Annotated in this window: 18 protein-coding genes; 14 read left to right on the top strand and 4 right to left on the bottom strand. The window is 68.5% G+C overall.

Annotated features, from left to right (window positions below; all coding sequences use genetic code 11):
• Positions 1-41 precede the first annotated feature (41 nt).
• The 5 genes from OKW78_RS00505 (at position 42) to OKW78_RS00485 (ending at position 3,267) form a co-directional block, all read left to right on the top strand.
• A complete protein-coding gene (locus OKW78_RS00505) occupies positions 42-785 on the top strand; it encodes a metal ABC transporter ATP-binding protein (protein ID WP_281193378.1) in 744 nt (247 codons plus the stop codon).
• The gene (locus OKW78_RS00500; RefSeq protein ID WP_281193377.1) at positions 782-1,843 is read left to right on the top strand and encodes a metal ABC transporter permease; all 1,062 of its coding nucleotides are present in this window, start codon (positions 782-784) and stop codon (positions 1,841-1,843) included. Before OKW78_RS00505 ends, OKW78_RS00500 begins: the two co-directional genes overlap by 4 nt.
• Positions 1,844-1,983: 140 nt before the next feature.
• Entirely contained in the window at positions 1,984-2,268 is a 285-nt protein-coding gene (locus OKW78_RS00495) for a hypothetical protein (protein WP_112078223.1), read from the top strand.
• Between the two features lie 75 nt (positions 2,269-2,343).
• Positions 2,344-2,778, top strand: coding sequence for a DUF393 domain-containing protein (locus tag OKW78_RS00490; protein ID WP_281193376.1), 435 nt, complete (start codon positions 2,344-2,346; stop codon positions 2,776-2,778).
• Between the two features lie 9 nt (positions 2,779-2,787).
• A complete protein-coding gene (locus OKW78_RS00485; protein WP_281193375.1) occupies positions 2,788-3,267 on the top strand; it encodes a GIY-YIG nuclease family protein in 480 nt (159 codons plus the stop codon).
• Here the strand turns inward: OKW78_RS00485 and OKW78_RS00480 are convergent.
• The 3 genes from OKW78_RS00480 to OKW78_RS00470 form a co-directional block, all read right to left on the bottom strand.
• Positions 3,264-3,707: an acyl-CoA thioesterase gene (locus tag OKW78_RS00480; protein ID WP_281194137.1), complete on the bottom strand. Its 444-nt coding sequence runs from the start codon at positions 3,705-3,707 to the stop codon at positions 3,264-3,266. The genes OKW78_RS00485 and OKW78_RS00480 overlap by 4 nt on opposite strands.
• 132 nt (positions 3,708-3,839) lie before the next feature.
• The gene (locus OKW78_RS00475) at positions 3,840-4,292 is read right to left on the bottom strand and encodes a bifunctional nuclease family protein (protein WP_281193374.1); all 453 of its coding nucleotides are present in this window, start codon (positions 4,290-4,292) and stop codon (positions 3,840-3,842) included.
• Between the two features lie 106 nt (positions 4,293-4,398).
• A complete protein-coding gene (locus OKW78_RS00470; protein WP_281193373.1) occupies positions 4,399-5,151 on the bottom strand; it encodes a winged helix-turn-helix domain-containing protein in 753 nt (250 codons plus the stop codon).
• A gap of 177 nt (positions 5,152-5,328) precedes the next feature.
• Here OKW78_RS00470 and OKW78_RS00465 point away from each other — a divergent pair, with 177 nt between their 5' ends.
• The 8 genes from OKW78_RS00465 to OKW78_RS00430 all read left to right on the top strand — a co-directional run bounded on the left by OKW78_RS00465 (position 5,329) and on the right by OKW78_RS00430 (position 12,758).
• Positions 5,329-7,092 carry a TraB/GumN family protein gene (locus OKW78_RS00465; RefSeq protein ID WP_281193372.1) on the top strand — a complete coding sequence of 588 codons (1,764 nt, stop codon included), beginning with the start codon at positions 5,329-5,331 and terminating at the stop codon, positions 7,090-7,092.
• Positions 7,093-7,110: 18 nt separating this feature from the next.
• Positions 7,111-7,779, top strand: coding sequence for a M50 family metallopeptidase (locus tag OKW78_RS00460; protein ID WP_281193371.1), 669 nt, complete (start codon positions 7,111-7,113; stop codon positions 7,777-7,779).
• 112 nt (positions 7,780-7,891) lie between these two features.
• Positions 7,892-8,926: a phosphoribosylformylglycinamidine cyclo-ligase gene (gene purM, locus OKW78_RS00455; protein WP_281193370.1), complete on the top strand. Its 1,035-nt coding sequence runs from the start codon at positions 7,892-7,894 to the stop codon at positions 8,924-8,926.
• Between the two features lie 261 nt (positions 8,927-9,187).
• A complete protein-coding gene (locus OKW78_RS00450) occupies positions 9,188-9,691 on the top strand; it encodes a helix-turn-helix domain-containing protein (protein WP_281193369.1) in 504 nt (167 codons plus the stop codon).
• Positions 9,692-9,780: 89 nt separating this feature from the next.
• Positions 9,781-10,644 carry a sulfite exporter TauE/SafE family protein gene (locus OKW78_RS00445; RefSeq protein WP_281193368.1) on the top strand — a complete coding sequence of 288 codons (864 nt, stop codon included), beginning with the start codon at positions 9,781-9,783 and terminating at the stop codon, positions 10,642-10,644.
• A gap of 142 nt (positions 10,645-10,786) precedes the next feature.
• Positions 10,787-11,476 carry an SCO family protein gene (locus OKW78_RS00440; protein ID WP_281193367.1) on the top strand — a complete coding sequence of 230 codons (690 nt, stop codon included), beginning with the start codon at positions 10,787-10,789 and terminating at the stop codon, positions 11,474-11,476.
• A gap of 85 nt (positions 11,477-11,561) precedes the next feature.
• Positions 11,562-12,020, top strand: a complete 459-nt coding sequence (locus tag OKW78_RS00435; RefSeq protein WP_281193366.1) for a pyridoxamine 5'-phosphate oxidase family protein — start codon at positions 11,562-11,564, stop codon at positions 12,018-12,020.
• Between the two features lie 102 nt (positions 12,021-12,122).
• Positions 12,123-12,758 (top strand): DJ-1/PfpI family protein, encoded by a 636-nt coding sequence (locus OKW78_RS00430; RefSeq protein ID WP_281193365.1) that lies wholly within the window; start codon positions 12,123-12,125, stop codon positions 12,756-12,758.
• 452 nt (positions 12,759-13,210) lie between these two features.
• Here the strand turns inward: OKW78_RS00430 and OKW78_RS00425 are convergent, their stop codons facing one another.
• Positions 13,211-13,702, bottom strand: coding sequence for a type IV pilin N-terminal domain-containing protein (locus OKW78_RS00425; protein WP_281193364.1), 492 nt, complete (start codon positions 13,700-13,702; stop codon positions 13,211-13,213).
• A gap of 232 nt (positions 13,703-13,934) precedes the next feature.
• Between OKW78_RS00425 and OKW78_RS00420 the strand changes: the two genes are divergently transcribed.
• Positions 13,935-14,366 (top strand): universal stress protein, encoded by a 432-nt coding sequence (locus tag OKW78_RS00420; RefSeq protein ID WP_281193363.1) that lies wholly within the window; start codon positions 13,935-13,937, stop codon positions 14,364-14,366.
• Positions 14,367-14,520 lie beyond the last annotated feature (154 nt).

Genomic DNA, 14,520 nt, shown 5'->3' with positions numbered 1-14,520 from the left:
GAAGAGCTAAACGTCCGGAGGACGGATCGTCGCCACACACCGTGGACCCGGTCATCGAGCTCGAGGACGTGACGTTCGCGTACGGTGACACCGTCGCCGTGAGAGACGTCTCGCTGACGGTGGAGGCGGGCGACTTTCTGGGACTCGTCGGCCCGAACGGCTCCGGGAAGACCACGCTTCTCCACCTCATGCTGGGGCTTCACACTCCCGACGAGGGAACCGTTAGGCTGTTCGACCGACCGATCGACGAGGTCGACGACGGGAGCCGGATCGGGTACGTCTCCCAGCAGGCGACGAACCGCGGCGGGACGATGCCGGTCACCGTCCGCGAGTGCGTCACCATGGGTCGGTTCGCCCACGTCGGCCACGGTCGACTCGGCGAGGCCGACCGGAGGGCGATCGCGAACGCGATGGAGACGGTCGGCATCGTCGACCTCGCGGACCGGCTGATGAACCAGCTCTCGGGCGGACAGCGCCAGCGCGCGTACATCGCCCGGGCGCTCGCGAGCGAGGCCGACCTGCTCGCGCTCGACGAGCCGACGGTCGGCGTCGACGCCGAGTCCCGGGACGCCTTCTACGCGCTCTTAGACCGGCTCAACGACGACGGTATCACAATCGTGTTGATCGAACACGACATCGGCGTCGTCACCGACCGCGCCGATCACGTCGCGTGTATCAACACCGAGCTGTACCACCACGGTGACACCGAGTCGTTCGTCGAGAGCGACGCCTTAGCGGACGCCTACGGGGCCACCGGACAGGTCGTCCACCACCACCACCCATGAGCGGCGGGGAATCGACCGCGGCGAGCGGAGACGCGACCGGCTCGACGCGCGACCGCCGCCGGATCGTCGAACTCTCGGGCGTGGCCGTTACCGCCCTCCTCGCGGCCGCGATGATCGGGTTCGTGCTCCTCTACTGGGCACAGGACCTGCCGGTCGCTGGCGGCCTGTACGCCGGCTTCCGCTCGCTCGGACGCGGGATGGACGCCGCGTTCGGCACCAACGTGTTCAGACACCCGTTCATGTGGCAGTCGATGGCGACCGGCGTGCTGATCGGCGTCGTCGCCCCGCTCGTCGGGGTCTTCCTGGTTCACCGCGAGATGGCGCTCATCGGCGAGACTCTCGCGCACACGGCGTTCGCGGGGGTCGCGCTCGGTTTCCTCGTGAACGCGGTCACCGGCTGGGACGGCCCGCTGCTCCTGATCGCGCTGGTCGTCGGGATCGTCGGGGCGCTCGGCGTCCAGTGGCTCACGGAGCGGACCGACGCCTACGGCGACGTGCCCATCGCGATCATGCTCTCGGGGAGCTTCGCGGTCGGGACCCTGATCGTCAGTTACGGCCGCGGGCTCACCGGGATCGCCATCGAGGGATACCTCTTCGGCAACCTCGGCGTCGTGACCGTCGAGGGTGCGCGGCTGATGGCCGGACTCTCCGTCGTCGTCGTCGTCGCGGTCGCGGCCACGTACAAGCAGATGCTCTTCATCACCTTCGACGAACAGGCCGCACGGGTCGCGCAGTTGAACGTGACGGGCTACAACACGCTGCTCGTTGTGTTGACCGCGGTGGTCGTCGTCGGCGCGATGCAGGTGTTGGGCGTGATCCTCGTCGCCGCGATGCTCGTCGTGCCCGTCGCCGCGGCCTCGCAGATCGCTCGGAGCTTCCGGGAGACGACGTACCTGTCGGTTATCTTCGGCCAGCTGTCGGTGATCGGCGGGTTCGCGGTCGCGATCGGCGGGGAACTGCCCTCCGGCGGGTCGATCGTCGTCGTCGCGATCGCGATCTACCTCCTCGCGGTCGCCGCCTCCGGCTTCTCCGTGCGGGCGATCTCCGCCCACGGATGAACGACGTTCCCCACGAACGATCGACGTTCTCGAGCGAGCGACGTCACGGACGAACCGCGTTTTCGCTCGTCCTTTCCCGTTCGTGCGCGTGCCGAGCCCGGTTTCCACAGACCCTTATGTCGCGGCCGCGACTGACGCGTATGGGAGACACGGAGACCTACACCGTTACCGGCCCCGACGGAGAGGAGGAGTCGTTCGAACTGCCCGCCGGCCTCGTCGACGTGCTCAGCGAACAGGGCGAGCCGTCGACGCGGGTCGTCACGGACGTGATCGTCCAGGCGATGGCCCAGCAGGCACACGTCATCGCCCACCACAGCGAGGGCGGCGTCCCCGACGACATCGCCGAGATGAACGAGACCGCGGAGGAGCTCTTCGAGGAGCGGTTCGGTCAGTCGCTCCAGGACGCGCTCGGCCACTCGCACTAGTCGGAGCCGCCGGGAGAGAGGGCCGTTCGGCGACGCGGCCGACCGCTTAAGTCGGCTCGGGACGTATTCTCAATCATGAGCCACCCGGCCGGTTCACCGGTGTTGATCTTCGACGGTGACTGTCCCTACTGCTCGATCGCGGCGGTCGCGCTCCGCCGGCTCGACGACGTGGAGGCGGTGCCGTGGGAGGCCGATCCCGTCGGCCCGTTCCTCGACGCGCAGTTCGGCGCGCGGCCGTTCGCGATGGTGCTCGTCGACCCCGAGGAACGGCGGGTGTACGCGGGGCGATCGGCCGCCGAGGAGCTCGCCGAGCGGGCCGGGACGCCCGGGATCGTCGGCGGGCTCGTCCGCGACAACTACGACCGGATCGCCGGCGTCGTCGGCGCGCTGTCCGGACGCGACCGCGACCCCGCCGACTTCCACGACGCCTACGACCTCACCGGGGAAGCCGCCGAGCTGGTCGAGACGCTGCGACCGGCCGCGAGCGAGCCGCCGGAGCCGGCGGCGTGAGCCGTGCCGGTGAACGACCGGTCGACGACGGGTGAATCGGGGAGCGTCGCCGAGGGCGGAACCTACACGCTCCTCGTCGAACTCCCGGCGACGACCACGCTGTCCGTCGGCGCGCTCGGTGAGCATCGGTTCTCCGCGGGCGCGTACGCCTACACGGGCAGCGCGCTCGGCTCGGGCGGGTTCTCTCGGGTCCGTCGACATCGACGGACCGCCCGCGGCGACCACGAGGTTCGCCACTGGCACGTCGACTACCTGCTCGGAGAGACGGACGCCCGGATCGACCGCGTCGTGTACGCGCCCGGCGTCGACGCGGAGTGTGCGGTCGCCGGGCGGCTCCCGGCGGGGCCGGTCGACGGGTTCGGCGCGTCCGACTGCGGATGTCCGAGCCACCTCTCGGCCACGGCGAGCCTGGACGCTCTGGGCGAGCGCGTGGCTCGCGCCTACGACGCCGAGGGGGCGACCGTCCGGACGGGCGCTCCCCTTCGCTAGAGGTCGTATCGGTCGACGACCTCCCGGAGCTGTTCGCGGCGTCCCTCGACGGCTCGCGTCCGGAGCGCCCGCTCCGCGTCCGTCGGGCACGCGAGGTCCGGGACCGCCGTCGGTCGACCCTCCTCGTCGAGCGCGACGAACGTGAAGTACGACGCGGTGGTGCGGCGCTCCTCGCCGGTTCGCGGGTTCTCCGCGTGGACCTCGACTTTCACGTCGAGGCTCGTCCGTCCGGTGTTGAACACGTATCCCTCGATCACGACGACCTCGCCCATCTCGATGGGGGCGATGAAGTCGACGTGGTCCATCGACGCGGTGACGACCTGTCGGCTCGAGAATCGCATTCCCGCTATCGCGCCGCAGACGTCCATCCAGTGTAACACCGCGCCCCCGAGGGCCCGCCCGAGGTTGTTGGTGTCGTTCGGCAGGAGCATCTCGGTCATCTCGGTGTGGGAGTCGGCGAGGGTCGCGTGGTCCGCGTCGCTCGCGTCGCCGGCCGAGTCAGATCCGTCCGTCGATTCGGCGTCTGGATCGCTCATGCCCCCGGTCTGTCGGGCGATCACTTGAACCCGCGGCTACGGGCCGTCGCGTCGATCGTCGCCGAATCGGATCGAGTCGGGCGGCCGACCCGCCTCGTCTATCACCGCCTCGGAGACGATGATGGGGCACTCGATGCGGACGGCCAGCGCCAGCGCGTCGGAGGGTCGCGCGTCGAAGACGAACCGCTCAGGCTCGCCGTCGTCGTACCGTTCGGCGTCGACCTTCGCGTAGAACGTCCCGTCGGAGAGGTCGTCGATCCGTACCCGGTCTATCGCGCCGCCGAACTCGGTGAGGATCTCGACGAGGAGGTCGTGCGTGAGCGGCCGGTCGAACGGTTCGCCCTCGAGGACGGTCCCGATCGACCGTGCCTGGTCGCCGCTGACGAAGATGGGGACGTACTCGTCGCGGACGCCCAGGATCACCGCCGGGACGTCGCCGCCGGGCGCCGAGCCGGCTCCGATCCCGACGACCTCGGCTTCGTGTTCCATACGGGTAGATGGGCACACCCGCATGAATAACTGTCCCCGCGGAGGGTGCAGGTCGCCGGTCGTTCAATCCCCGGCGTTCGGCTCGCCGATGGCCTCTCAGCGACGATCAGGCCGCGGCCCGGCTCCGACGGTACCAGTAGAGCCAGGCGATCGAGAACACGAAGGCGGCTCCCAGGAAGAACACGACACCCGGCTCCGAGAGGGCGGCGGCGAGGTCGACGAGGAGGTCGGACGCCAGGTCGGTGACGACGTCGAGAACGCCGTCGTTCGCCTCCGCGTCCACGGTCGGCTCCGTCGTGGGAGCGTCCTGATCCTCGGTCGCGATCCCGACGTCGCCGCCCCCGCCGCCATCACCGGCACCGTTGGTCCCGGCGTCGTCGCCGGCGGATCCGGTGTATCGCTCGGCTGCGGCGTCGGGGGTCGCCATCGCCGCGAGGCGTTGGACGGCGAACGCGGCGAGTCCGAGGAGGGCGTAGCCGCCGAGGAGCCGCGTCAGCGCCGTCTTGATCCCGGAGGACTGCTCCTCGCTTCCCGCGAACAACACGAGGGGCTCGTCCGCCGGCGCGTACACGTTCATCTCGCGACCCTTCTCCGAGTAGGTCGTGTCGATGACGTCGACGACCTCGGCGTCGGTGAGGTTCGAGAGGTGGTACTGGACGTTCTGGAGGGACGTATCGAGCTCGTCGGCCAGCTCGGAGGTCGTCGACGGTCGCTCGTGGAGTACCGAGAGGACGTTGCGGGCGGTCTCGGAGCCGAGCGCCGCGAGCAGCTCTTCGGCTTCCTCGTCGTCGACGCCGACGACGCGCGGTTCGCGGTCGTCGGGTTCGGGGTCCGGCAGGGAGGGCAACAGCCGCGACATACGCGGGTATGCGCGGGGTGTGAATACAAATCTGTTGGGACGGGCTCGATGAACTCGCGGTGGCCGACCCGTCGAACTCGCGGCGGGTCACGGTCGATTCGGCGACGTGAGAGAGCCCCGTGGCCGCTCGATACCGACTCACAAACCCTAAACGACGTGACGCAGTACGTCGGAGTGATGACAGAGACGCCCGAGGGACCGGCCGACGCCGCGTCGGCCCCCTCCGAGAGCACTCCTGCCCCCGGCTCGGCCGATCCCGATTCGGGCGACCGTGAGTCCGGATCGGTAACGGTCGTCGGCACCGCACACGTCTCGGAGCGATCCGTCGAGGAAGTCGAGGAGGCGATATCGCGCGAACGTCCCGACGTCGTCGCGGTCGAGTTGGACGAGGGTCGCTACCGGCAGATGCAGGGAGAAACCCCCGACGACCTCGACGCGAGCGACTTGCTCAAGGGGAACACGGTCTTCCAGTTCCTCGCCTACTGGATGCTCTCGTACGTCCAGACGCAACTCGGCGAGCGGTTCGACATCGAGCCCGGCGCGGACATGAAAGCCGCCGTCGACGCCGCCGAGGAGCTCGGGATCGACGTCGCGTTGGTCGACCGCGACATCCAGACCACGATCCAGCGGTTCTGGGCGCGCATGACCTTCGTCGAGAAGCTCCGGATGGTCGGCGGGCTCGCGTTCGGGGTCACGGACTCCCGCGTCGTCGGAGTGGTCGCCGGGATCCTGATCGGGGTGATCGCCGGCCCCGCGATCGGGCTCTTCGGCGGCTCCTTCGGCGTCACGGTGCCGATCCTGACGAGCGTGACCGCGGGGATGCTGTCCGCGGTCCTGGTCGCGCTCGTCGTCGACCAGGTCGGAAAGGCCGCCCTCTCGCCGGACGCCAGACTGTACGCTGCGGCCGCGATCGGGCCGCTCTCGGGGGTCGCGGTGGCGGTCTCGGGCGTCGCCGACGGGCTCGTCGCGACCTACCTCGGTGGGCTCACGGTCCGCGCGATCGGCAGCCTCGGTCTCGGGCTCGCGCTCGGACTGTCGGTCGGCGTCCTCGGTGCGACGCTGCTCGGACTGTTCGGACGGGCGGGAACGGGAGCCGACGCCGAGTACGGCGGGATCGACGACATCGACATCGAGGAGCTCACCGACACCGACGTGGTGACGATGATGATGGAGGAGTTCCGGCAGTTCTCCCCGGGCGGCGCGGAGGCGCTCATCGACGAGCGCGACGCGTTCATCGCCCACCGGCTCGTCGCCCTACGGGAGGCCGGCCACGACGTGGTCGCCGTCGTCGGCGCGGGCCACCGCGCGGGGATAGAGGGATACCTCGCGGACCCCGAGACGCTCCCGGCGATGGCGGACCTGGTCGGCGAGGAGTCGGGACGAGGGTTCCCCTGGAAGAAGGCGCTCGGCTACGCGATCACGGTCGCGTTCGTCGGCTTCTTCGTCCTGCTCGCGATGGCCGGCGTCCGCAACGGCTTCCTGCTTCGACTGTTCGGCGCGTGGTTCCTGATCAACGCCGCCTTCGCGTTCGGGTTCGCGAAGCTCGCCGGCGCGCGGTGGTCCTCCGCCGGCGTCGGCGGCGCGGTGGCGTGGATGACCTCGATCAACCCGCTCCTCGCGCCCGGCTGGTTCACCGGCTACGTCGAGTTACGACACCTGACGGTGAACGTCGGCGACATCGGCACGCTCAACGAGCTGTTGGCCGACGAGACGCGACCGCCCGGAGAGCTCGTCAAGGAGATGCTCGACGTCCCGCTGTTCAAGCTCATCGTGGTGGTCGCGATGACGAACGTCGGCAGCATCGTCGCGAGTTTCCTCTTCGCCGTCTACGTCCTGCCCGCGATGTTCGGCGACATCGGCGGCGTCGAGGAGGTCTCGCGACTGATGATCCAGGGCGCACGAAACAGCGCCGAGCTGATCCGCGGACTGGTCGCACCCTGATACACGCACGCACACGTCATGTCAACGAACCTCACCGGTCGCCGGATCGGCGGCCTCTACTTCAGCGGTACCGAACTCAGAGACCTCCTCGTCGCGTGGCTCGCGCTCGGGGTGGCGTTCACGCTCTTCTTCGTCGGCGGGACGGCGGGTATCGATCGGATCGTGGACGCCGGCGTGGTGCTCCCGCTCCTCGTCGGCCTTCTGACCGCGGGCGTGGGATTCCTGCTCCACGAGATCGCTCACAAGGTCGTCGCCGTGCGCTACGACCAGGTGGCGGAGTTCCGCGCGGACAACGGGATGTTGTTCCTCGCGGTGGCGAGCGCCCTCCTCGGGTTCATCTTCGCCGCGCCGGGCGCGGTCCACCACCGCGGGCGGCTGACTCCGGGCGAACACGGACGGATCGCGCTCGCAGGCCCCGTCGTCAACCTGCTCCTCATGGTCGTCTTCGTTCCGGTGTGGTACGCCGGGATCCTCCTCGGGGGCGACGTCCTGACGCTCGTCGGCGAGCGAGGGATCGCGATCAACGTCTTCCTTGCGGCGTTCAACCTGGTCCCGTACGGTCCCCTCGACGGAAAGACGGTGATGAACTGGAGCCGCGTCGTGTGGGTGGTCGCGTTCGTCCCCTCGGTCCTGCTCACGGTGCTCCTCGTGTTCGTGCTCGGCCTCGGATTCGGCGGGCCGTTCTGAGGAGCGAGGGGAGGGGGCGTCTCCGCTCCGCGGGACGTCTTCGCTTCGCGGAGCGCCCTCGCTTCGCGGAGACAAGCGGTGTTCTTTTGCTCCGGCGCGCCACGTCACGCGTATGGACGATGACGACGGCGACGGCGTCGACGGCGGCGACGGTACCCGCGGCGGCGACGCCGACGGCGACGAACTCACGTACGCCGACGCGGGCGTCGACATCGAGGAGAGCGAGGCGGCGACCGCCGCGCTGATCGGCATGGTCGGCGAGGGCGAGGGCGACTACGCCGGCCTGCTCGACATCGGCGACCGCTACCTCGCGTTGGCGACCGACGGCGTCGGGACGAAGCTGCTCGTCGCGGAGGCGCTCTCCGACTACTCGACGGTCGGGATCGACTGTATCGCGATGAACGTGAACGACCTCGTCGCCGCCGGGGTCCGCCCGGTGGCGTTCGTCGACTACCTCGCGGTCGACGAGCCGGACGAGACGTTCGCGGAACAGGTCGGCGAGGGGCTCGCCGCGGGCGCGGAGCGCGCCGACATCGAGCTCGTCGGCGGCGAGACGGCGGTGATGCCCGAGGTCGTTCGCGGGCTCGACCTCGCGGGGACCTGTGCCGGACTCGCCGCGAAGGACGGCGTGTTCGACGGGGAGGCGGAGCCCGGCGACGCGCTCGTCGGCTGGGCGTCCTCGGGGATCCACTCGAACGGACTGACGCTCGCGCGCGAGGCGGTCACCCGCGAGCACGCGTACGACGACCCCTGTCCGTTCGAGGGATACGAGGTGCTCGGCGAGGCGCTCTTGGAGCCCACCCGGATCTACACCGACCTCCTCGATCCGATGCGCGATCACGGCGTTCGTGCCGCGGCTCACGTCACCGGCGGCGGCTGGACGAATCTGACGCGGCTCGGCGCGCACCGATACGTGATCGAGGACCCCTTCGACGCCCAGCCCGTCTTCGAGTTCGTCCAGTCGGCGGGCGGCGTCTCCGACGAGGAGATGCATCGCACCTTCAACATGGGGACCGGGTTCGTCGCCGCGCTCGATCCCGAGACCGCCGAGTCGCTGGCGGCGGCGACCGGCGGACGCGTGATCGGACGGGTCGCGGAAGCCGGAGGAGCGGACGGATCGGTTTCGATCCGCGGACTGGAGCTGTGAGCGCGGTTCGACGTCTCCAACGAGGAGGATCGTTGCAGTACCTGCCGTCTCGCGGTTCTCCCGCTCCGCCTCCTCGGTAGTGTCCGCTCGCGTGTCTCTCGTGGGAGTTCGTCTTCCGATCAAATGGACTCGCCGTCATCGAAGCGAGCGGGAGCGACGCCCCGGAACGACGCTCCTCCGGCTCGCGTCCCCGTCCGCTCCCGACGGGAGGGAACACGCGAGCGGTTTTTACGCGGAGGTCCGGTAGCGTCGGTGACGACCATGCCGGACACCAGAACCCGGGTACGGAGCCACGTTCGGGAGATCCCGGGCGTCCACTTCAACCGGGTCGGCCGGGAGCTCGACATCGCCACGGGACAGGCGCAGTACCATCTCCGGCGGCTCGTTCGCGACGACGAGATCACCGTCGAGCGCGTCGCCGGCCGTGCTCACTACTTCGACCCGGCGTTCGATCCCTGGGAGCGCCGGGCGATCGCGTTCCTCCGCCGGGAGACCGCCAGGGGGATCCTCCTCCGGCTCCACGCCGAGGGGCCGACACGACCGGCGGCGCTCGCGGACGACCTGGATCTCGCCCGGAGCACGATCGCCTGGCACGTCTCGAACCTCGTCGACGCGGGGATCGTCGAGAAGTCCTCGGACCGACCGATGACGGTCGCGTTGGCGCGTCCCGAGCGGACCGCCGAGCTGCTGGACGTGGTCTCGCCGTCGCTGCCGGATCGGATCGTCGACCGCTTCGTCCGGACCGTCGACAGCCTCTTCGAGTGAGCCATCGGACACCCGAGTTTCTCCCGGGTGGCCCGCCCGTTCGTCGATCACACCAGATCGGTTAGGGACGGCCGTCCCGACCGTCAGGCATGCGCGCGCTCCCGGTCGCGTTCGGTTCCGTGCCGAACCGAACCTGGCTCGGTACCGTTCCGACGACCGCCACGGCGACGTGTGAACCGGCCGGGTCCCTCCACTCGGCCGAACCGTTGAGCCTCGCCGTGTTCCTTCTCATCGGGTTACTCGGCGGGGCACACTGCCTCGGCATGTGCGGGCCGCTCGTCACGACGTACGCCGATCGAATGCGGGAGGGTGGACGCCGCGACGACGACCTCACGGTTCGACAGGTCCGTCAACACGCGCTGTTCAACGTGGGTCGAACGGCGATCTACGCCGTGCTCGGGGGCCTGTTCGGACGCGCCGGTGGCCTCGCGTTCGTCACCGGTCGAACCGTCACGACGCTCGCAGATGACGTCCACGCACTCACGGGGATCCTCGTCGGCGGGGTCATCATCGCGCTCGGCGTCCGGTACGCGCTCCGGTTGGAACTCCACTCGTTTCCCGTGCCCGGCGTCGATCACCTCTCCGGGATCGTCGCCGGACGGATCGTCCCACGCGTTGACACGTGGGTCGGCGACTGGCGAATACTCGGACTCGGCGCCGCTCACGGATTGCTCCCGTGCCCGCTTTTGTACCCGGCGTTCCTCTACGCCTTCGTTCAGGGAAGTGCGGCCGGCGGGGTCGTCGCGCTCGGTACCCTCGGGATCGGAACGATCCCGGCGATGTTCCTCTTCGGAACGGTGTTTCAGTCGGTGAGCGTCGAGACTCGGACCCGACTCCACCGGGTCCTCGGCGTGGCGTTCGTCGTTCTCGGCTACGTGCCGCTCCAGCATGGACTGGTGACTCTCGGCGTGCCGCTTCCGCACCCGCCGATCCCGTACTACACGCCGTTTTGACCCGACGGCCGGCGGCGGCGACCGTCCGTGCGTTCGCGTCGGAGTGGTTCGACTGCGGCTCGTTCGGCTCCGATCCCTTCGATCGCGGTTCGTTCGAACGTCGCACCATACCGGTTATGCCCCGGCCGTCCGTCGATCCGACATGAAACGCCGAGCGCTGCTCGGAGGGATCGGAACGGTCGCGACCGGAGGCGTCGCCGGCTGTACGGCGGCGCTGTCGAACGACGAACCCGAGAGAGTCGTCCTCGATCCTCAGGAGGACCAACTCGCCGACTCCGACGACCTCGCGTATCCCGCCTACGGCCAGCCGCTTCCCGAGTTCGAACTCAGAGCGCCGCTCTCCGGGGAGACGATCGACGGCGCGTCGCTCGATCGGACCGCAGTCGTCACAGCGGTGTTCACGTCGTGTCCCGCGGAGTGCGGGATACTGCTTCGCCGTCTCGTCGGAGTTCAACGACGCGTCGCCGAGGCGAGGCTGACCGACTCGGTCGCCTTCCTGCCGATCACGTTCGATCCCGAGCGCGACGACGAGCGGGCGCTCCGCGAGAACGCCGAGTCGCTCGGCGTGGATCTTGAGGCGGGGAACTGGCACTACCTGCGCCCCTCGTCACCTGCGGACGCGGAGAGGGTGGTCGAGGACCGCCTCGGAATCGGCTTCGAGCGGACAACGGAGAGCGATCGTCTCGAGGGATACGACTTCAATCACGCCGTGGTGACGTTGCTCGCCAACCCGGACGGGATCGTCGAGCGAGCCTACCGCGGCGAGCGCGTCGATCGGGAGCGGGTGGCCGACGACATCTCTGCGGTCGTCGAGTCGTTCTCGGCCGAGTGATCGACTGAGACTCTCCGTTTCGGGCGGTGAGCACGCCCCCGGACTCGTCTCGTGATTTAATATCGTTGAGAGGTAATTGTGCGATATGTCAACAGATGAGTTACTAGAATCGAGCGCGGCGGCGATGACCGACGACCGGATCCGGGAGTTCCTGACCGAGCAGGGCGTCGGGACGCTCGCACTCCCCGACGACGACTCCCCTTACCTCGTGCCGATGTCGTTCGGGTACGACGGGGCGTCGGCGCTCTACTTCACGTTCCTGCTGTTCGGCCCCGAGAGTCGGAAGGAGATGCTGAGCGAGCGTGCCTCCGGAGCACGGTTCCTCGTGTACGAGGCCCGATCGCCGCACGAGTGGCGCAGCGTGAACCTCCGGGGACGGATCGAGGCGATCGAGGAGGACGACTGGGCCGACCTCCGGGAGGCGATGGCCAACGCCTGGCATCCGGACCTGTTCAGCTCCGCCGAGCCGACGCGGGGCGTCCGAGGCTATCGGTTCCGGATCGACGAGTGGACGGGGATCCGGCAGGGTGGGCCCGTGGAGTGACCCCTCCCGGAGGAGTCCGACGCCCCGTCGCTTCCACCCGCGCGACGGGGGACGGCCTGCCGGAGGGGGAACGCCCATACTCGCTGAGGTTCTCCTCCGCGTATGAACGTCGACGTTCTGCTGTACGACGGCTTCGACGAGCTCGACGGGATCGGCCCGTACGAGGTGTTCGACTACGCGATCGACTACGCCGCGGAGGGGGATGACGGCCGATCCGGGCGCGTCCGCTACGTCACCCTCGAGGAGCGCGAGACGGTGACCGCGAGCCACAGAACCCGCGTCGGGATCGACGGCGTGCTCCCCGAACCGGGCGACGACGACGTTCCCGACCTCCTCGTCGTCCCGGGCGGCGGGTGGAACGCGCGCGACGAGACCGCGAGCGCGTGGGCGGAGGCGAACCGCGGGGCGATCCCGACCGCGCTCGCCGACCACCACGAGGCGGGGACGCGGATCGCGAGCGTCTGTACCGGGTCGATGCTGCTCGCCGAGTCGGGGGTCACGGACGGCCGCCGCGCGGTCACCCACGCGGGCGCGGTCGACGAGCTCCGTGAATCGGGCGCGGACGTGGTCGACGCCCGCGTCGTCGACGACGGCGACCTCCTGACCGCGGGCGGTGTCACCTCGGGGCTCGACCTGGCGCTGTACGTCGTGGAACTGGAGTTCGGCGAGGAGATCGCCGACCGCGTCGCGACCGTGATCGAGTACGAGCGACGCTACGAGGTCGCCGGGCGAGAGTGAACTGAGCCGGGGCAGCGAGATCGAGCGGGATCGAAGAACGGCCATTGGACGGTCGAGGTTCCGATCCGAACGGACCCGACGACGAGAGACGATCCGCTGGACGAACGTCGACTGCAGTCGGCGCGTGCCCGTGAGCGCCCGCCAGGGCGCGAACCGGCCCGCGCGAGGGAGTCGCGAGTGAAACGAGCGACGAGGCTGGGGAGGCGTGAGGTGCGGGGCTGTGCGGGGCCGTGCGGGCGGTTGCGGTCGGGTGGGATTCAAAGGGGCAGTTTCGAGGACGAAGCCCGGCGACGTAAGCACCGCAACGAGGGAGCGCTAGCGACCGAGTGAGGAGCACAGCGAGCCGCACGAGTCCTCGAAACTGAGGCTTTGGAGATGTTCTCCAGTGATGTCTCCGAATGCGATCGCTTGTAGCCGGTAAAAGTCGAATCTGCTACCGAAAGAGAGGGTAGTTAGTTGAACGTGATGTCCTGGTCGTCGGTGATATCGTCGATACCCTCCACTCCGATCGTCCGGTCAACAAGGATCGACTCGCTTGGCTGGTGGATAATGCGGATCCGGATTTCCTGGCTCGCTCCGGGGTTATCATTTACCTCAAAAATCCCTGATTCGATCTCTCCGACACTGAACCGCTCATCGAACTCCCCGGTAGCGGACGCCTCGTCTCCGTTCTCGTCGGTGACGATGATCCGGAGTGTCCCTGACTGGATCGGATCGCCCCCACCGTGTTCGATGGTGACGTTCTTCACGGTTGCATTGGCTCCGTCATCAATACTCACGTCCAACTGCGTCGTCGGTTGATTGTCTCCAAGCGAGTCGCCGAGACCGAGCACGAAGGTGCCGATCACGGCCGCGAGGATGACCGTGATTGCGACCATTAGAATAACTCCGATAACGGGGCTCACCGCGCGGTCGTCCGAGTCGAAGGGATTGGGTACGTACATGATTGGATCCGCCGTCGACCGATCGGCGTTCGATCGATCGCGTGCCCGTCGGACGGACACGCGACGCGTTCTCCGCGTCGGTCGTCGGTTATATGAGACACGGACGGGACGTACAAGTACTTATTGACATCTCTCTCGTTATCGGAATTTGAAACGAATCCGGGCGTTCGCGTGGCTGTGACCCTCTCGAGTATCGACAGCGTATTTACGTGACGAACGCGTTCGTGGCGACATGACTCTGGTCGTGGTACCGGTCCGGTATCCGCCGACGGCCCACTCGGAGGCGACGCTCCGGGAGGGCGTGCGCGTCGCCGAGGAGCGCGACGCCGAACTCACCGTCCTCCACGTGGACCTGTATCAGAACAGCGGCGGCGTCTCGCGAAGCGACCTCAAACGCGCCGTCGAGCGCCGGATCGGCCGGGTCGACCGCGCCCGGTACGTCGTCCGACGCGGCTTCCTCGTCGAGGAGACCATTCTCGAGGAGATCGTCGCCGAGGACGCCGACGTCGTCGTCATCGGATCGAAGCAGGCGGGCCGCTGGCGACGCATGGTTCAGAAACTCCTCTCGGACCCCGACATCGACACGTACCTCCGCGACCAGCTCGACTGTACGGTGATCACGGTCGACGGCTCCGGCGACGCCGTGTCGAACGTCGACGTCTGAGAGTCGTGAGCAGAGAATCGTGAGTAAAGTATCGGGAGTAGAGAATCGGGAGGGAACCGACGTCTCGATGCGAGATCGTTGCTGGGGCGGCGAACACCGCCAAAGCCCCAGTCGCTCGGTTCTACAGCGTAGCGAACTCGATCTCTAAGAACAC

The sequence above is a fragment of the Halorubrum sp. F4 genome (assembly GCF_027257195.1).
Classification (GTDB): domain Archaea; phylum Halobacteriota; class Halobacteria; order Halobacteriales; family Haloferacaceae; genus Halorubrum.
This window is presented reverse-complemented; position numbering and strand designations above follow the sequence as displayed.